This window comes from Paenibacillus macerans, from assembly GCF_050565405.1.
Taxonomy (GTDB): Bacteria; Bacillota; Bacilli; order Paenibacillales; family Paenibacillaceae; genus Fontibacillus; species Fontibacillus macerans_B.
Genome location: NZ_JBNYYG010000014.1, coordinates 1 through 16,825 on the forward strand (window position 1 = coordinate 1; position 16,825 = coordinate 16,825).

General features: G+C 55.3%; 16 protein-coding genes. 12 read left to right on the forward strand and 4 right to left on the reverse strand.

Features of this window, described 5'->3' with window-relative positions; genetic code table 11:
• Window positions 1–346: 346 nt before the first annotated feature.
• The 3 genes from ACQ4N8_RS11035 (at window position 347) to ACQ4N8_RS11045 (ending at window position 4,443) form a co-directional block, all read left to right on the forward strand.
• Entirely contained in the window at window positions 347–1,444 is a 1,098-nt protein-coding gene (locus ACQ4N8_RS11035) for an MBL fold metallo-hydrolase (RefSeq protein WP_430704407.1), read from the forward strand.
• A 180-nt stretch (window positions 1,445–1,624) separates the two neighbouring features.
• Window positions 1,625–3,214, forward strand: a complete 1,590-nt coding sequence (locus ACQ4N8_RS11040) for a spore germination protein (protein ID WP_430704408.1) — start codon at window positions 1,625–1,627, stop codon at window positions 3,212–3,214.
• Window positions 3,211–4,443, forward strand: a complete 1,233-nt coding sequence (locus ACQ4N8_RS11045) for a Ger(x)C family spore germination protein (RefSeq protein ID WP_430704409.1) — start codon at window positions 3,211–3,213, stop codon at window positions 4,441–4,443. Before ACQ4N8_RS11040 ends, ACQ4N8_RS11045 begins: the two co-directional genes overlap by 4 nt.
• Before the next feature lie 5 nt (window positions 4,444–4,448).
• Here ACQ4N8_RS11045 and ACQ4N8_RS11050 read toward each other — a convergent pair whose 3' ends face one another.
• The gene (locus ACQ4N8_RS11050; protein WP_430704410.1) at window positions 4,449–5,543 is read right to left on the reverse strand and encodes a GerAB/ArcD/ProY family transporter; all 1,095 of its coding nucleotides are present in this window, start codon (window positions 5,541–5,543) and stop codon (window positions 4,449–4,451) included.
• A gap of 170 nt (window positions 5,544–5,713) precedes the next feature.
• Between ACQ4N8_RS11050 and ACQ4N8_RS11055 the strand changes: the two genes are divergently transcribed.
• Genes ACQ4N8_RS11055 through ACQ4N8_RS11065 form a run of 3 tightly spaced genes read left to right on the forward strand, consistent with a single transcriptional unit; the run spans window position 5,714 to window position 6,745 of the window.
• Complete coding sequence (locus tag ACQ4N8_RS11055; RefSeq protein ID WP_430704506.1) at window positions 5,714–6,040, forward strand: PadR family transcriptional regulator; 327 nt, start codon at window positions 5,714–5,716, stop codon at window positions 6,038–6,040.
• Entirely contained in the window at window positions 6,037–6,384 is a 348-nt protein-coding gene (locus ACQ4N8_RS11060; RefSeq protein WP_430704411.1) for a DUF1048 domain-containing protein, read from the forward strand. The genes ACQ4N8_RS11055 and ACQ4N8_RS11060 overlap by 4 nt, the downstream gene beginning before the upstream one ends.
• A gap of 10 nt (window positions 6,385–6,394) precedes the next feature.
• Entirely contained in the window at window positions 6,395–6,745 is a 351-nt protein-coding gene (locus ACQ4N8_RS11065; protein WP_430704412.1) for a DUF1048 domain-containing protein, read from the forward strand.
• Between the two features lie 113 nt (window positions 6,746–6,858).
• Here ACQ4N8_RS11065 and ACQ4N8_RS11070 read toward each other — a convergent pair whose 3' ends face one another.
• Window positions 6,859–7,773 carry a phosphatidate cytidylyltransferase gene (locus ACQ4N8_RS11070; RefSeq protein ID WP_430704507.1) on the reverse strand — a complete coding sequence of 305 codons (915 nt, stop codon included), beginning with the start codon at window positions 7,771–7,773 and terminating at the stop codon, window positions 6,859–6,861.
• A 98-nt stretch (window positions 7,774–7,871) separates the two neighbouring features.
• On the opposite strand from ACQ4N8_RS11070, the gene ACQ4N8_RS11075 reads away from it, so the two are divergent.
• Both ACQ4N8_RS11075 and ACQ4N8_RS11080 read left to right on the forward strand, forming a co-directional pair.
• Window positions 7,872–8,414, forward strand: coding sequence for a hypothetical protein (locus ACQ4N8_RS11075; protein WP_430704413.1), 543 nt, complete (start codon window positions 7,872–7,874; stop codon window positions 8,412–8,414).
• 162 nt (window positions 8,415–8,576) lie between these two features.
• The gene (locus ACQ4N8_RS11080; protein ID WP_430704414.1) at window positions 8,577–9,965 is read left to right on the forward strand and encodes a diguanylate cyclase domain-containing protein; all 1,389 of its coding nucleotides are present in this window, start codon (window positions 8,577–8,579) and stop codon (window positions 9,963–9,965) included.
• A 70-nt stretch (window positions 9,966–10,035) separates the two neighbouring features.
• On the opposite strand, the gene ACQ4N8_RS11085 is transcribed toward ACQ4N8_RS11080, so the two are convergent.
• Window positions 10,036–10,821, reverse strand: coding sequence for a class I SAM-dependent methyltransferase (locus ACQ4N8_RS11085; protein WP_430704415.1), 786 nt, complete (start codon window positions 10,819–10,821; stop codon window positions 10,036–10,038).
• Between the two features lie 228 nt (window positions 10,822–11,049).
• Between ACQ4N8_RS11085 and ACQ4N8_RS11090 the strand changes: the two genes are divergently transcribed.
• Both ACQ4N8_RS11090 and ACQ4N8_RS11095 read left to right on the forward strand, forming a co-directional pair.
• A complete protein-coding gene (locus ACQ4N8_RS11090) occupies window positions 11,050–11,409 on the forward strand; it encodes a hypothetical protein (RefSeq protein ID WP_430704416.1) in 360 nt (119 codons plus the stop codon).
• Window positions 11,410–11,573: 164 nt separating this feature from the next.
• A complete protein-coding gene (locus ACQ4N8_RS11095) occupies window positions 11,574–13,958 on the forward strand; it encodes a GH36-type glycosyl hydrolase domain-containing protein (RefSeq protein WP_430704417.1) in 2,385 nt (794 codons plus the stop codon).
• Between the two features lie 91 nt (window positions 13,959–14,049).
• Here the strand turns inward: ACQ4N8_RS11095 and ACQ4N8_RS11100 are convergent, their stop codons facing one another.
• Window positions 14,050–15,906, reverse strand: coding sequence for a sialate O-acetylesterase (locus tag ACQ4N8_RS11100; protein ID WP_430704418.1), 1,857 nt, complete (start codon window positions 15,904–15,906; stop codon window positions 14,050–14,052).
• Window positions 15,907–16,067: 161 nt separating this feature from the next.
• Between ACQ4N8_RS11100 and ACQ4N8_RS11105 the strand changes: the two genes are divergently transcribed.
• Window positions 16,068–16,247, forward strand: coding sequence for a hypothetical protein (locus ACQ4N8_RS11105; RefSeq protein WP_430704419.1), 180 nt, complete (start codon window positions 16,068–16,070; stop codon window positions 16,245–16,247).
• Between the two features lie 6 nt (window positions 16,248–16,253).
• On the forward strand, window positions 16,254–16,472 hold the full coding sequence (locus tag ACQ4N8_RS11110; RefSeq protein ID WP_430704420.1) for a hypothetical protein: 219 nt from the start codon (window positions 16,254–16,256) through the stop codon (window positions 16,470–16,472).
• Window positions 16,473–16,825: the final 353 nt, after the last annotated feature.

Below are 16,825 nucleotides of genomic sequence, written 5' to 3' on the forward strand. Positions count from 1 at the left end.
GATTTTTCGTATATATTTCTCGCCTGATCCTTTCGGCATCCTGGGTTGGGGAAGCAGAGCCCCGGATGTTAATGCAACGCTAATGGCAGCAGGCCCAATTAGCCCCGGTTTGTTGTACGAAATACAACATTCTGGGATTTTCAAGCCGTTTTAGCCTTACATTGTTGTATGAAATACAATAATCGGAGAAAGGTTTGCGCGACAAAGGACCTCGCCAGCGGCGAGGTTTTTCTTATTCCCGCGTTCCTCCCGCGCCCCTCAGCCCCATTTGGCATCTTTCCCCGGAATGCAGTATACTCAGCATGAAATGATAGATAACTAGGCGCAAAAAAAGGCGGTATCGCATATGCTTGTTTTTCTATGTATCGTGATCATACTCATTGCTGGCATCCTCTTGTTTATCCGGCTGTACCCGGCTTTCGGCGGGAAACCTTCGACGGAGCAGCTCCGGCGTTACGCCCAATCTCCCAACTGGAACGGGAAGAAGTTTGCTTATCCCGAGGCCACCCGGTCTTTTCAGCCTTCGTCGGCCAATATGTTCTCGCTGCTGAAGGATTATATGCGCGGCAATCCGCGGGTGAGGCCCGACCGGCCGCTTCCGGTCGTGAAGCTGGACCGGCAGGCGCTGGAGAGCCTCGACCGGGATATGGCCGTTTGGCTAGGCCACTCGGCGCTGCTGCTGCATATCGGAGGGAGACGCCTCCTGCTGGATCCGATGCTCGGCCCGTTGCCCACGCCGGTCCCTCCTTTCGGCGGGAAACGGTACAACCCGCAGCTACCGTTCGGCGTGGAGGATTTGCCGGCAGTCGACGCGGTGATCCTGTCCCACGACCATTACGACCATTTGGATTACGGGACGATCAGGAAACTCAAGGACAAAACGGCGCGTTTTATCGTGCCTTTAGGCGTGGGCAGTCATCTGGAGCGGTGGGGCGTACCCCCTGAACGGATCAGCGAACACGACTGGTGGGAGGAACTCGAGTGGAGCGGTTTGCAGCTCGCCTGTACGCCGGCCCGCCATTTCTCGGGCCGGGGGCTCGCGAACCGGGACGGCACCCTGTGGTGCTCGTGGGTAATTGCATCGCCGGAGCGCAAGGTGTTTTTCAGCGGAGACAGCGGATATGGCCCGCATTTCCGGCAAATCGGCGAGAAATACGGCCCGTTCGATCTGGCCTTGATGGAGTGCGGCCAATACGATCCTCGTTGGATGGACATCCATATGCTGCCGGAACAGACGGTAGAGGCCCATTTGGACGCCCGAGGGGGCTTGATGTTCCCGATCCATTGGGGCGCGTTTACGCTGTCGCTGCATGATTGGAACGATCCGGTCCGGCGCGCGATAGCCGAAGCCGCGAAACAGGGCGTACCCGTTGTCACGCCGAAAATCGGCGAGCCGGTGTATATCGGGGACCTGACATACCCTAAAGAAGCATGGTGGGCATAAGCGATGACAAGCGAAGGGAAGGGGCTTTTCCGAGGTGTTGCACCTCGGGGAAGGCCCCTTTTTCTTTTTTCGCAAGGGTTGTAACGAAATCGGTGGCCGCTAGTCACAGGGATACCATTATTTTGCATGATCCGCTATCGAACCGGAATAATATAAACATCACGAGTAAGGAGCGGAGGAATGAATATCCTTAAGCGGTTGAAATCCTTCAAAAAAAAGGGCCCGATAACGAAGGCCGGCGCACCGGCCGGCAACGATCCAGCGGATGCACTCGCCGCCGCTGTCTCCGTGAACGAACAGGTGTTTCAACAAATTTTTGCCAACTGTTCCGATATCGTGTTCCGTCCGGTTACAGTTCGTGGGCGGACCCGCATGCTTTTGATTTACATCGATGGATTGGTAAACGCCAATATGCTGGACCAGGTTGTCTTAAAGCCGTTGATGTTCGAAGGCATGCCGGAAGGGGCGAAGAACGCCGATTTGTTGGGAAACGTCATTGAAGAACAGCTCGTCGCCATTGCTCAGGTAAAGAAGGTTCATCAGGTCAGCGAAATCGTTGAAGGCATCTTGCGGGGCAATATCGCCATTCTAACGGATGGAGAGAACAAGGCTTTGCTCGCCGGTCTGAAAGGATTCGAAAAGCGAGGTGTCGAAGAACCGGCCGCCGAACTGTCCGTCCGCGGACCGCGGGATGGATTTACGGAAACCTTACGCATCAACACCAGCCTGATCCGCAGACGCATTCGCAGCGATAAGCTCAAAATGGAGCCGCTTACCCTGGGCGAGTTCTCCCAAACGGATATCGTCATTGCTTATATAGAAGGCATCGTCTCTAATGAGGTACTGGAGGAAGTCCGCCGGAGAATCCGCCGCATCCAAATTGACGGGATTCTGGAATCGGGGTACATCGAAGAATTCATTGAAGATGTCCCGTGGTCCCCGTTTCCTCAAATTCAAAACACGGAGCGGCCCGACGTCGTCTGCTCCAGTTTGCTTGAAGGCAAAGTCGCCATTCTCGTTGACAATACCCCGTTCGCGCTGATTGCCCCGATGACTTTTTGGTCCGGATTCCAGGCGGTGGAGGATTATTACGAAAGATCCATGTATACGACTTTCGTTCGCTTCATTCGCTTCGCCTTATTGAATATTTCCCTGTTTCTTCCTTCGATCTACGTCTCGCTATCGACATTTCATCAGCAGCTAGTCCCTACGAACTTGCTCATCAGCATTGCGGCCGCCAGGGAAGGCGTCCCGTTTCCGACGGTTGTCGAGGCTTTGCTCATGGAGTTTATGTTTGAAGGTCTACGCGAAGCGGGCATTCGTTTGCCGAAGCCGGTCGGTTCGGCGGTCAGCATCGTAGGGGCGCTTGTCATTGGACAAGCCGCCGTGCAGGCCGGCATTGTCTCGGCCACCGTCGTGATTATCGTGGCCACGACGGGCATCGCTTCGTTTGCGATCCCGCGGTACAATCTCGGGGCGGCGTACCGGATGCTTCGGTTCCCTATTTTGATTTTGGCGGGGATTTTGGGCTTATACGGCGTCATCGCGGGCATGTTTCTCATTGTCATCCATCTCTTGGGTCTTCGTTCTTTTGGAGTTCCCTACATGACCCCGATATCGCCGCAATTTCCCGAGAACATGAAGGATGTATGGATACGCGCACCCCGATGGAGCATGCATCGGCGTCCCGTGCTTTCCACTGGGGCAAACAAACAGCGTGTACCGGAAGGCCAGCAACCAGGTCCGAGACGAGGGAGGACAGAAAGATGAACCGGATACGAAAAGGCAGTTTGTTCGCGTTCGTCATTTTGCCGCTGTTGTTGATGACGGGATGCTGGGACAGTTCGGAGGTCAACGATCTTGCCCTCGAGCTTGCATGGGGCTTGGACGCGGCGAAGGATGAGAGAATTCTGGTCAGCGCACAGGTGATTGTCCCCTTTTATATCGGCAGTGCGCGGGGAACCAGCGGCGGTGGTGGCGGTGGCGGCGACCAGGGAAAGCCTTATTTCGTCGCGAGCGGCATAGGAAAGGATACGCTGGATGCGGTGCAGCAAATGCAAACCAAGCTTTCGCGGCAAGTGTTTCGCGCCCACCGGCGAGTCATCGTGATTGGGGAGCCGCTCGCCAGAAAAGGGCTCAAAGAGGTGCTGGATACGTACAGCCGTGATCCGGCCCTCAAGCTGCGTAGCGACGTTTTTATCATGAAGGGAGGCACCGCCCAAGAGTTTCTGAAGGTTTCTTATCCGCTGGAGGACATTCCCGGCCTTGGGGCTTTAAAAGAATATGATCAGATCGGAACGCTCAAGGAAATGGGTTTCATCAACCTGATGATTTCCGCAACCAGTAAAGGAAACTGCCCGGCTTTGCCGGTTATTTCGATAGGTTTTGAATCGGGGAGTCAAGAAGGCGAAGAGGAGGAGGGTTCCGCCAGCAAGAAAGGCTTTCGTATTGATGGGACCGGGATTTTTGACAATGATCTGAAATTGCTCGGATTTATTAATACGCGCGAGGGCAGAATGCTGCGATGGGTCAAAGGGGATCTAAGAAAGCTGATCGTTACGGCCAACATTCCGGAGGATAAAGGCAACATCAGCTTAGATATGAACAAGTTGGACAGCAAGGTCCGGCCAATATTTCAAGACGACAAAATCAAATTCCAAGTCACGCTAACCGGTCAGGGCATGATTCGCGAGAACAACACGAGTCTGGACCTCACTCAACCGCATCATATCGCCTTGGTCAAAGAAGCGTTGGAAAAACAAGTCGAGGAGAGCGCCCTGGGGACCATTACCAAGGTGCAACAAAAGTTTGGCTCCGATGTTTTCGAGTTTGGCGAAACGATCCACCGAAAGCATCCGTCCCGCTGGAAATCCCTTATGAACAATTGGAACCGGGAGTTTCAGAAAGCCGAGGTTTCCGTCAAAGCGAATTTGACCATCCGGCGGATCGGCGTAACGGGATCCTCGCTGCATTTAAAGGAGGACAGCATCCAAAAATGAACAGATCATTTTTTTCGCAGCTTTGTCCGGATCCAAGTCACAATGAGCAGGATGGCTGGTAAGACGATAGTCATCGGCATCCAAATATAAGGAACCAGGATTTTAAAATGATGGAGATAAATATGCTCAGCGATGTTTCTCGACATCGTCATACCCAGGAATAAGGAGACAGCGGCCGCCGGGATGATGAGCGCGCGGTAATCCTTCATCTTCGTCAGTTGCTGAATGCCTTGGAGCGCGGTGAGCAGGTTGATCACGCTTTTTAACAAAGCCGTCGCAAAAAAATAGAGAACCCCGAACATCTGCAGGTTTTCGATGAAATTGCCTACGCTGATCACGCTCAGCAAGGTGTAAAGCGGATAGAGGAAACGCGAAAACAAGTCGCCGTATACCAAAACAGCCAAGAAGTCAAAGCTGGTGATGATGATCCCGGACAGCAGAGTGGCGAGCAGCGTGATTTTCGTGATCTTCCCCTGGTTTTTGACATCCGGCCAGAACATGGCGAGCGTGATCGTTTCCCCAAACGTCTGGGTGATTCCGCCCGGATAAACGACCTTCCAGATGGGTCCCCACCCCTTTTCCAAAACAGGTAAGATATGATGGAAATGCAGAACGCCCGAACCCATGAGCAGAATTGTCTCCGTCACGAACATCAGGATGACAATGGGGAAGATCAGTTCTCCCAGCCGTGCGGCAATCTCAATCCCGCCATAGACGCAATACGCGATGATTATGGTGAACAACGCCGTTATAACGATCAGCGGCGTTCCGGGCAAAATGGTGGTTGAAACCATATCTCGGATGTCCGCTATGATTCGCCCTGTAAGATACAAATACATAAGCGGGTACAAAAAGGCGATGGGCGTCCCGATCCAGCGCCCCAATTGGGCCGGAAACCATTCGACCAGAGTTAGGCCCGGATTCATGCGCATTAAGGCGATATATATTCCAATCACGCATAGGCCAAGCCCCAATGAACTCAGATCGCCGATCCACGCGTCCCGGCCGGCCAAGCCGCCAAACCCGAAGATGATGGTTGTCCCCAATTGAAAAATGAAGGTAATCGTAAATAACTGGTACGCGGAAATTTTGTAGGTCATATCCCCCTACCTCCTTAAAATCCAAAACAAAAGGAAGACGCATGGTAATCATTGTAACCATGGGGGAGATAGCACAAACCCTATTGACAAACCAACTATTACGTGTTACTTTATAGCTGTAGTAAGTAATACAGAATATCTGTCTTACAGAATAGCAAGGAGTGATTGTGCTGGAAAACCTGACGGAAATGCTCAAAGGCGTGCTTGAAGGCTGTATCCTTGAAATTATAAACCGCGGAGAAACCTACGGCTACGAAATCACGCGGCGGTTGAATGCTCTCGGCTTCACGGATGTCGTGGAAGGAACGGTCTACACCATTTTGGTGCGGCTTGAGAAGAGTAAACTCGTGGACATAGAGAAAAAGCCATCCGATATGGGGCCGCCGCGCAAGTTTTTCGTGCTCAACGACGCGGGGCGCAAGGAACTACGGAAGTTCTGGGAAAAATGGGAGTTCGTATCCTCAAAAATTAATGAGTTAAAGGAGAAGAGATCATGAATTTTTGGGAAAAAATCACAGGCAGCGACATGACGAAAGAATTTAAAAATTTTGAATCGCGAGTCCAAAAGCTGCCGGCCGATTATCAAGCGGCATGGGGGGAAATTATCGTCAATCTAATGCCGCATTCCGATTTCACCGGTCGCAACCTCATGCCCATTCTTGACAGTGTGCTTGGCCTGCTTGAAGAAACGGCGGCGGACGGTCAGAGTGTCCAAGAGGTTTTGGGTGACGATATCCCAGGATTTTGTTCAGCGCTGGCCGGCGAAGAAGGGGCAAAGTCTTTTCGCGACAAGTGGCGCGAGCAACTCAACCATAATATCGCTAAAAAATTAGGCAGATAGGAGGATCCACATGAGCATACAAGATATCATCAAAGGCAAAAAAGAGTGGCGGGCGCACGTGGCGCGTGTCAAAGCGCTCCCGCAAGATTATCAGATTGTTTATAAAGAGATTCAAAAATATCTCTTTAAGGTCGGCCCTGTCGAGCTAACCGACGGGACGGGTTTGCTCTCGGGGATCGTCGATCTGTTTGAAGAGGGCGCGGCCTTGGGGAAAGGCGTGCTCGAAGTGACGGGCAGTGACGTAGCGGCTTTCTGCGACGATCTAGTCAAAGATTCAAAAACTTTTGCTGACATCATTCAAGAATCTGCCCACCAAGAAGTTAACAAGACCATAAAAAAAGCGACGGATAAAAGAAAGTAAAAGGTCTGAGCCGATACCTGCGATTGAATCACAGGTATCGGCTCCTTCTATTCATTTTGGCAGCGCGGGTACGATCAGGATAATACCGGTAATCATGTAAGGGTGCCGGCTTTCTACATGAAGTCAAAGAAATACCGCGTCACGTGAAAAAAGACCGGCGACGTATAGGCCAAGCTGTCGACCAGGCTCAAATAGCTTTTTTGCAGGGCCTGGGCCTTGTCGTCATCGCCGATGAGCAAATCCCGCTTCAGCACAGAGACGGTCAGGCCGCCGATGAAGCCGCCTAGGGCGATCAGCGTACCGGCGAACAGGCCAAACGACGAGCCAAGCGGCGTAAGGAAGGGGGCGAGCAGATAAGCTGTCCCGGACGTAACCAGAAACGCGGCGACAAAGCCTTCCCACGTCAAAAGCGGATTGGCGGTCGGCGCCACTTTTCGCTTGCCGATATAATACGAGGCCAGATAGTGCACGATATCATTCAGCTGCGTCAGCACGACCAGAAACAGCACCAATCCCGCACCGTGCTGCGGCGTGGCGAACGGGAAATAGGCGAGATGGCTGAGACCGAACACCATCAGCATCAATCCCCACTGGACCCGGCTGACGCTGCGCAGAAATCCGGCCGTTCCTTTGTTGATCATGCGGGGAAGCGGCAGGAACAGGAACACGTACACCGGAATAAAGACGATAAACATGCCGTACCACTCGATAAATATCCAGTAAAACTGCGCCGGAATCGACAGGTAGGCCCACAGGTACAGCCGCCGCTCGGATTTGCGCGAACGGATCATGGAGAAATACTCTTTCAGCGCGAAAAAAGACAGCAGCATCACCGCCAGCAGCGACACGACCGGATTAAACAGGGTGGCCAGGCAAAGAATCAGCCACATGCCCCACCAGGTCCGCAGGCGCTGGCGAAAAGCCGAGTACTCCTTGCCGGGATGCCTCCGGTCCAGTACGAAATAAATGGAATGAATAGCCGTCAAGGCCACGAAAATCACGATCATCGTCCATTGCAGGTTGTTTATCATGCCAATCCCAACTTCCACAGGAGGTAGATTCCGCCAAAGGAATCATATGTTATTATGGAGGAATAGTCCACAAATGATAAGGGGAAATTTCGTCGATGTCAGCGGATCGCTCGGTGTTTATTTTGCTTACGAATACGGGGACGCTTTTCACCAAAATGATCAAGGGCTACACGGGAGCGCCTTACAATCATGCCTCGATTTCCTTCGACCGGGAGCTTTCGGAGCTGTACAGCTTCGGGCGGAAAAACCCGAATAACCCGCTCAACGGCGGCTTCGTGAAAGAGGATATCCAAACCGGCACGTTCAGCAAATATCCGAATACAACCTGCGTCATTTACGAGCTGAAGGTTACTCTGCGCGAGGTGGAGAAAATGGAGCGCGTGCTCCAGCTGTTCATCCGCAAGCGGCAAAAATATTTGTACAACATCCTCGGCATCATCGGCATCGCGCTCAAAGAGCCGGTAGAGTTCAGCAACTCGTATTTCTGCTCGCAGTTCGTCGCGGAAATCCTCGAGCGGTCGGGGATCAAGCTGTGGAACAAGCTGCCCGCGCTGGTGACGCCGGACGATTTCCGCCAGTGCGACCGCCTGCGATTGGTCTATGAGGGGAAGCTGAGCGAATACGAGCCTGGTTTTTGAAAGCCTCTTTCCATTTAGGAAAGGGGCTTTGCTAGGTTGGAGGGCCGGGAAAGCCCTGTAAAAATTTATTGACGCAACTCTGCTAGGATATTACAATCATCGACATGAACGGTCATGTTTTAACTACAAGCTGAAATTTACCTGCCCATTATCAAAGGAGACGTGGAAAGTATTCGTTACAAAGTCAATATCGTCTTGAAGAACATCGCCGTTCTTTTGCTATATGCGAGCTTCCTCTTCATTGAAAGTAGATTCTTTGCGGATATTCCCTATTCGATTCAGTTGCTCTTATGCGTCATCATGATTGTTCTTACCTATTTTGTCGCCTCGCCTGTATGGATGAAATCGTTCCCCAGAAAACGAAAATTTACGCTCTATCTGATGCTTAGCATCGTTTTGATTCTGAGCTACGCGTGGGATCTATTGAGAACGATAAATTCGGCCAATGTTTTTAGCATCGAGATTTTTATGGTTCCGATCGTATTGGCATTATTTTTCTTTTCCTTAAAGGAATCGATCATCGTTTTGATGACCTGCGTGCTCGCCAGCGCCATAAACGTGCTTGTTAATGTGGATAAGATTAAGATGGACGCGGTTTTCTCGGGCTTGCTGCAGGTCGGAATATGCGTCCTGATCATACTTGTTATGGATCGCGCCTTAAAAGTAAGATCACTGCTCTTAAACAAACAGAACATTTTGGTGGAAAATTCGCGCGCCTTGATCATCGGCATTGATCGCAATGGCAGGATTGACCTGTGCAATCCGGCGATGTGCCGAGCGCTGAACATGAAACAGTATGAAGTCGTGGATTATTTTTTTTGGGAAGTCGCCTCCCGCGATATCAACAAAGATTTGGATCATGTCTTTCAACTGCTTGCCCAGCGCAAAAAAATCAATCAGCTTGAAATGGAACTCACGGACAGACACCTCACTTCCACTTTTTTGACGGACACTTATCCGGTTGACGACGATGGTCTGGCCAGCGGGCTTATCGTCGTGATGAATGACATCACTGATAGGAAAATCGCGGAGAAGAAGCTCTATGAACTATCCGTGACGGACGACTTGACGGAGCTATCCAACCGGAGACATTTTGAGAAACGGCTCGATGAGGAAATCGCCAGATCCAACCGGTACGGTCACCCCCTTTCTTTAATGCTGATCGATCTGGACCATTTTAAACAGATTAATGATACCTACGGCCATCCTTTCGGGGATCTTGTTCTGACCACTGTAGCTAACCAATTAAAGCAGCATGTTAGGGATACGGATTTGGTGGCCCGGTGGGGCGGAGAAGAATTCGCCATTCTGATGGCCGAAACCGATTCGTGGGAAGCCAAGAATATTGGGGAAAGATTGCTGGAAACGATAGAAGCGACCTCGATACCGGTTATGGAGGGGGACGTGGATAGCGAGTTCGTGCATGTGACATTTTCGGCGGGGATCACCACCAGAACGTCCGATATGATCAAAGAACAAATCATCGAATCGGTGGACGCGGCCTTATATGCATCCAAAAACAAGGGCCGGAACCAAGTCACCCTCGGATAGCGGGAAGTGGAGGGCGAAAGGGCACAAATAGGGCCAATAAGGCCCTTATTTGTTGCCATAGCTACGCAGGTCATTTCTCCGCGATAAACACGCCGTAGGCTAGATGCTCGCGGTACCGCTGCAGGAAGGCTTCGTTTTCTCCGAAAAAAGCCGCGACGGCCGGGTTCTGCAGCGCCTCCAGGTCGATGAACCGGTAGGGGTCCCAGCCATTGTTCCAGGCAAACGGCGTTGTCTCGGCACTGGCATTGGCGTCAGCGGAGGCAGCTTCGGCGTGTCCGCCGCCCGCCGCCTCTCCGGTTTCCTCGGCCGCCGGCTCCCACAGCCTGCCATGCCTGCAGCCGGCGGCCTGCAGCATCCGCAGCCATTCCTCTGCGCCGGGCAGAAACGCGTTGCCGTACAGCGCGCGCATCTCCTGCTCCAGCGCGGGATGGTCGCGCGTCCGGTACAGCTCGCGATCCCACACCTGCCCGCCTTTGCGCAGCACGCGGTGATATTCGCGGTACGCCTTGACCGGATCGGCGGCAAAGATCGTCACCGATTCGGCGAAGACGACGTCATAGGCGTCGGACATGAGCGGAATCGCGGCGACGTCCCCCTGGATCCAGTCGATCTGGAGCTGCTGCAGTTGCGCCCGCCGGGCCGCCTTTTCCAGCATGACGGAGCTTTGGTCCATGGCCGTGACGCGAGCCCCCTTTTGCGCCAGCAGGCAGGCCGTCCTTCCCGTCCCGCACCCGACCTCCAGGATGCGCAGCCCCGGCTGAATGCCGATGTGTTCGACGAATTCCGCAGTCGCCGCAAATCCCCCGGGATGCGCCGAGCCCTCCCCGACGGCGGCGATGATTTCATGATAGTTCATTCCCTCCATAAGCCTCCTTCATGAGCCTGATGCACACCTCTCAACAGCAGAATATGCCGCAGCGCCCCCGGCGCGCTTAAGATAGGCTTTCACCCCGAGGGGGCGGATTCGGACATGGCCTGAACGCGCCGGCTTTATTTTTTCAATGGCGGGACACTTGCCCTTATCCGATAAGCGCCCGCCCGAATAGGATGAATGTGAGCATTCGAGAGGGGAGGCACGAATCCATTGCAACAGATCTATCCGGTTTGTGAAGAATCCTGCAAGCCGCACATCGGCAAAACGGTATGCGCCGTACTTCAGGACGGCAGATATTATGTAGGTACGATTACGGGCGTCAGCGACAAAGGCGTCGAGCTGAACGGGGGATACGCCTCGGACGCGAACGTTCTCTCCACCCAACCCGCCAAAGCGAAAAAGCAACTGCAGCACATGAAGTCGAAAACTAAAGCGCAAGCCAAGACCAAGGCGTTCGGTTATGGCCCGGGTTACCCGGGTCCGGGATACGGCTACGGTTACGATTATGGCCTGGGGCTGGACTGGGCGGCGATCGCTTTATTGTTCCTCATCCCGTTCTTGTTCATCTAAGAAGCTCGACGACGCCGGGTGGCATCGAGAGTCGATTTCGCGTCCGCGAAATTCGGCTCTTTTTTGTGCGCGAAATTGAAGTAAACGCCTCCAAGATTTTGATTCCCGTTGTATAATGGACTTGTAGACAAGTAGACAAGATTATTCGGAAAAGAGGTATGACCATGTTCAGAGCAACGGAGGATCAGGAATTCTACGAGCTGCTGAGTCCCACGATCCTGCCCAAGGCTTCGGGATTCCTGTGGAACGAAACGATGATGATTCACATGAACTGCCGCGGCTATGCGGTGGCCCAGTTCATGCAGCCGGAACCGGCGAAATATTCGCATGCGCCGAACCTGGAAGCGAAGACGTTCATGCAGCCGGAACAACCGTATTATGCGCACCATCCGGGCCGCTTCGTATTCGTGAAGGACGAGGAGAACGGCCGGGTGTTCTCTGCGCCGTACGAACCTGTCCGGGTGCAGGCCGACAGCTACGCTTTTGCGCAAGGAAAGAGCAGCATCGTCTGGAAAGTGGAGCATCAAGGCGTTTTGGTGGAAATGAGCTTGCGGTTGCCCAAAGAAGATCCGCTGGAGCTCTGGCGCGTGAAGGTCGCGAATACCTCGCAAACCGCCAGAAAACTGAGCGTATATCCTTATTTTACGGTCGGCTACATGTCCTGGATGAACCAGTCGGGCGAATACCGCGAGGACCTGCAGTCCATCGTCTGCTCCTCGATCACGCCTTACCAGAAATATCAGGATTACGATAAAATCAAACATTTTCGCGACAAAACCTTCCTGATCGCCGAGCATCCGCCGGCCTCCTGGGAAGTGAACCAGGAGGCGTTCGAGGGGGAAGGCGGCATCGCGATGCCGTCGGCGTTCGGACAGGACGAGTTGTCCAAGGGGGATGCGCGGTACGAGACGCCGGTCGCGGCGATGCAGTACCGCTTGACGCTGGCCCCGGGCGAGGAGCGGGAGTATCGCTTTGTATTCGGCCCGGCCCGGGACGAACGGGAGATCGCGCAGATCCGCGAGGACTACTTCCTGCGCCGGAACGCGAACGGCGAGGACGGCTTCGCAGCGGCCGAACGCGAATACGACCAATACATCCGGGAAGGCCGCGGCTGCCTTCGGATCAGCACACCGGACAAGGATTTGGACAACTTCGTCAATCAATGGCTCCCGCGGCAAATCTATTATCACGGCCAGACGAACCGACTGACCACCGACGCGCAAACCCGCAACTATTTGCAGGACCACATGGGGATGAGCTTCATTAAACCGCAGGTGGCGCGGGAGGCGTTCCTGACCGCGGCCAGCCAGCAAAAAGCGAACGGGTCCATGCCGGACGGCATCGTCCTGCATCCGGACGCCGAGCTGAAGTACATCAACCAGGTGCCGCACACCGATCACTGCGTCTGGCTGCCGATCTGCCTGAGCACGTATCTGGACGAAACGGGCGATTACGCGATTCTGGAGGAGCGGGTTCCATACGCCGACGGCGGGGAAGCCGAGCCGGTGCACGCCCACGTCGACCGGGCGATGCGCTGGCTGATGAACGATCGCGACGAACGGGGACTCAACTACATCAACCAAGGCGACTGGTGCGATCCGATGAACATGGTCGGCTACAAAGGCAAAGGTGTGTCCGGTTGGCTGACGATCGCCACGGCCTACGCGTTCCGGGTATGGGCGGACGTTTGCGAGGGCAGCGGCCGGCCGGAGCAGGCGCGGGAGTACCGCGCCGCCGCCGAGGAAACCAACGAAGTCGTCAACCGTTATTTATGGGACGGCGAGTGGTATGCCCGGGGCATCACCGACGATAACGTGGCGTTCGGGATCAGCACCGACAAGGAAGGACGGATTTTCATCAACCCGCAGGGCTGGTCGCTGCTGAGCGGCGCGGCCGATGCGGAGAAACGGGAGAAGCTGATGCGGGCGGTCCGCGAGCAGTTGGAAACGCCGTACGGCGTGGAGAAGCTCGCCCCTTCGTACACGGCGATGCGGGAGGACGTCGGCCGGGTAACCCAGAAGCATCCGGGCTCGGCGGAGAACGGCGCGGTTTACAATCACGCCGCGGCCTTCTATATCTACGCGCTGTATGCGGTAGGCGAGCGGGACGACGCGTTCCGGCTGCTGCGCAAAATGCTGCCCGGCCCCGACCGGGACGATATCGTGCAGCGGGGCCAATTGCCCGTGTTCATCCCGAACTATTACCGCGGGGCGTACCGGCAATTCCCGCGCACGGCGGGGCGCTCCAGCCACTTGTTCAACACGGGAACGGTGCCGTGGGTATATCGCTGCCTGATCGACGGGTTGTTCGGCGTGCAGGGCACGAAGGACGGCATCCGCATCAACCCGCAGCTGCCGGCCGATTGGCGCGAGGCCGCGGTATCCCGGGATTTCCGGGGGGCCAAGCTGGAGGTCGAGATGAAGCGGGAGGCCGGCGTGAACCGCACGGAGGTTTACGTGGACGGCGAGCCGGTGGAGGGCGGCATTCTGCGGAACGTGCAGCCGGGCCGGGAATACCGCGTGCTGGTGAAGCTGCCGGTGGAAGGGTAAGCGGACGTCCGGAGCTCAAGCAGACAGAAAGCGCAAGCGGGAGGGGATTCCCTCGCGGCTTGCGCTTTCTTTGCGTCGGCCCGGCCCGGGCTTACGCCTCCGTGCTGAACGGCGCGGCCGGCAGCCCTTCCCGATTGTACAAATTCGCGCCGGCGGGGTTGTTGCTCCAGGCATAGCGGACCTGGACCGGCCGCTTGATTTGCCCGTGCTTCACGACGACGGTATCCCCGTCAATGGCGGCATCGGCCTGGAGGAATGCGCCGTCCTCCCCGCAGACGGCAAATCCCCGAAGCGGCTCCCCGCCGCGCGTGGCCAGCCCGCTGCCGGCGTGGTCGAAATGCAGGCGGAGCGCCTCTTCCAGGCGTTCCAGCCACGCGAACAGCGGGCCGCTGCAGACCAGCTCCTCCTCGCCGTAGGCGAGCCGGCGGGCGCACAAGGCCAGCCGCTGTCCGAGCGTTTGTTTGTCCTGCGGATGCAGGTCGTTGTGTTCGCCGATATCGATGGCGACGGCCATGGCGGTGTTGGGGACGCCCAGTCCCTTACGCTGCTCCTCCCGGAGCTCCGCCCAGTTCGTCTTACGCTCGTCCTCCGGTCCGAAATTGGCCAACTGCACCGCAATCACCGGGAAATCGCCGATGTCCCAGGTATCGCGCCAGTCCTTGACCATCGCCCGGAACAAATTGGCGTACCCGGCGGGACGGCCCGTGTTGGACTCGCCCTGATACCATAAAACACCGGTGATCGGAACCTGCCGCAAGGGGGAAATCATGCCGTTGTAATTGCCCGCCGGCATGTAGTGGAAGAAGGTTTGCGCGTCCAGCGCTTCCGTCGCCGCGCCCACCCGGTACTTCCATATGCCGCGCAGGTCCAGCTCTTGCCCGCCGGCCTTCAGCTTATAGGGCATGTCCCGGACGAACGCCCCGGTGTTATGCGTCGTGATCACCCGGACGGCGAGGGTATTTCTCCCTGGCTTCAACACGCCTTGAGGCACGGTGTAGCGTCTCGGCGGGTACATATACCCCGTATTCCCGACGAGAACCCCGTTGACGTAGGCGTCGTCCGCATCCACGATCGTGCCGAGCTGCAGCTGCGCTTCGCCTGCGGCCATCGCCGCCGGGACGTCGATCTCCCTGCGGAACCAGACGGCGCCTCGAACGGCCTCCAGCTCGCTGCCTTCCCAAGAGCCCGGAAGCGCGAAGTCGTTCCAGCCGGTCGTCTCCCACGCTGCCCGATGCCAGCCTTCCCTTAGTCCGGCGTCCGCTTCGTTTAAGCGGGCCTGCCAACGCCGATTCCGCTCCTCGTCCCTTTGATTGGTAGCGATTACATATTCGTCGTCCTTGCATTGTTCCAGCGCGGCCTCGTATCCGCCGATGTCCCGCAACGTCCGCTCCGTCATCCAGGCCTCGATGGGGGTGCCGCCTACCGCCGTCTGAATCAAGCCGACCGGTACCCCGTAACGCTCATGGATCTCCTTGGCAAAAAAGAACCCCGCCGCGCTAAAGCCCAGCACCTCCTCCGGAGTGGCCGGGACCCATCGGCCGCCGGCCAGGTCCGTTTGCGGCGCATGAAAATCGTAGGCCTGCGGCACCGCGAACTGGCGGATCATCGGCAGGTTGACGCGGCGGACCTCCTCCGCCAGCAAATCCAGCGTCCGCCGGACCGGCAGCTCCATATTGGACTGGCCGGCGAGCACCCATACATCGCCGACCAGAATATCGCGGATCACGAGTTCCTCTTCCCCGGACGCAAGGATCATCTCATCGGGCCCGCCCGGTGCCAAATCCTCCAGAATCACTTTCCAGGCTCCATCGGCATCGGCCTTGCCCGAATAAGTTATCCCGCGGAACGAAACCTGCACCGTCCGGGAAGCATCGGTATGCCCCCCAATGGTCACTTTGGCCCGTCTTTGCAGTACCATGCCGTCGCTTAAGATGCCGGATCGTTTCATGGACGTTCATCCTTTCCGAAGTGTCTTTCCCATTCATCATATCTATGGGGCGTCCGGCAGGACTAGTCTTCTTTCAAAGCCGTTGGCTTCAAAATTTTACATGTTGCCCCTGTATTTCATCCAAACCGCACGGCTCCGTCATAAGCATTCTCAGTTCGACGGTGCTGAATTTGCGGATCGATTTTACGAAATACGAGCCATCCTATTTAACCTACAAAAGCCTGATTCTCATCAGCGATCATGTCGTCCGGTATGGCGCCGTCGGCACGCTGGTCGTAGGGTTCGTCTACGGATTTTTTACGAACTGGGGATTTTTCAAGCATCGGTGGGTCGGCGTGTAATTCGCGTTGTATCTCGTGCAGACGGTCATCGGTATCTTTGTGGTGGATAAGCTGATGGTGGCCAATATGGAGTTGCTGGAGACGGAGGGGGCGCTGGCCTTGAGCGATCCGGCGTTTCTGCAAAACCACGCGGTAAGGCTAGCTTTCGTCTGGTTTCAGGTCGCGGTCACCGTTTTTATCGTGATCATTTCCGTATGGAAGCCTTGGAAAAAGAAAAAAGCCTGACGGAAAAGGCACCTTGAAGAAGGTGCCTTTTCATAGATTCGGATGACTGGCTGTCCGGACGCTTTGCACGATTATCCCGTTTGATCAGATCATGGAGCAATGAAAGGGACAAACTCGGAGGAAGAACATATTTGGCGCAGATCTTATCTTAATCCCTAACCCTACCCCCTGCTCCTAGCTCCCTTAACAAAGGGGATAATCGTGCAAAGGAGCGTGAAGAGACAACAAGACACGAGATTTTGGTTTTGACTCGTTTTTATGCACATCGAGTATCTTGTCAGGTTTAATGCAACACTCCTGCACAAAAGGCCCTTATTCTTAAAACCCGAGCGGCAGGTACCTAATATCGCAAG

Excerpts from the sequence above, each read along its gene's own strand:
- ACQ4N8_RS11060 (WP_430704411.1), top strand. The coding sequence starts at position 6,037 with ATGAATTTTTGGGAAAAAATCACAGGCAGCGACATGACGAAAGAATTT.
- ACQ4N8_RS11045 (WP_430704409.1), top strand. The coding sequence starts at position 3,211 with ATGAACCGGATACGAAAAGGCAGTTTGTTCGCGTTCGTCATTTTGCCG.
- ACQ4N8_RS11085 (WP_430704415.1), bottom strand. The coding sequence starts at position 10,821 with ATGAACTATCATGAAATCATCGCCGCCGTCGGGGAGGGCTCGGCGCAT.
- ACQ4N8_RS11095 (WP_430704417.1), top strand. The coding sequence starts at position 11,574 with ATGTTCAGAGCAACGGAGGATCAGGAATTCTACGAGCTGCTGAGTCCC.
- ACQ4N8_RS11075 (WP_430704413.1), top strand. The coding sequence starts at position 7,872 with ATGTCAGCGGATCGCTCGGTGTTTATTTTGCTTACGAATACGGGGACG.
- ACQ4N8_RS11050 (WP_430704410.1), bottom strand. The coding sequence starts at position 5,543 with ATGACCTACAAAATTTCCGCGTACCAGTTATTTACGATTACCTTCATT.
- ACQ4N8_RS11065 (WP_430704412.1), top strand. The coding sequence starts at position 6,395 with ATGAGCATACAAGATATCATCAAAGGCAAAAAAGAGTGGCGGGCGCAC.
- ACQ4N8_RS11040 (WP_430704408.1), top strand. The coding sequence starts at position 1,625 with ATGAATATCCTTAAGCGGTTGAAATCCTTCAAAAAAAAGGGCCCGATA.
- ACQ4N8_RS11035 (WP_430704407.1), top strand. The coding sequence starts at position 347 with ATGCTTGTTTTTCTATGTATCGTGATCATACTCATTGCTGGCATCCTC.
- ACQ4N8_RS11100 (WP_430704418.1), bottom strand. The coding sequence starts at position 15,906 with ATGAAACGATCCGGCATCTTAAGCGACGGCATGGTACTGCAAAGACGG.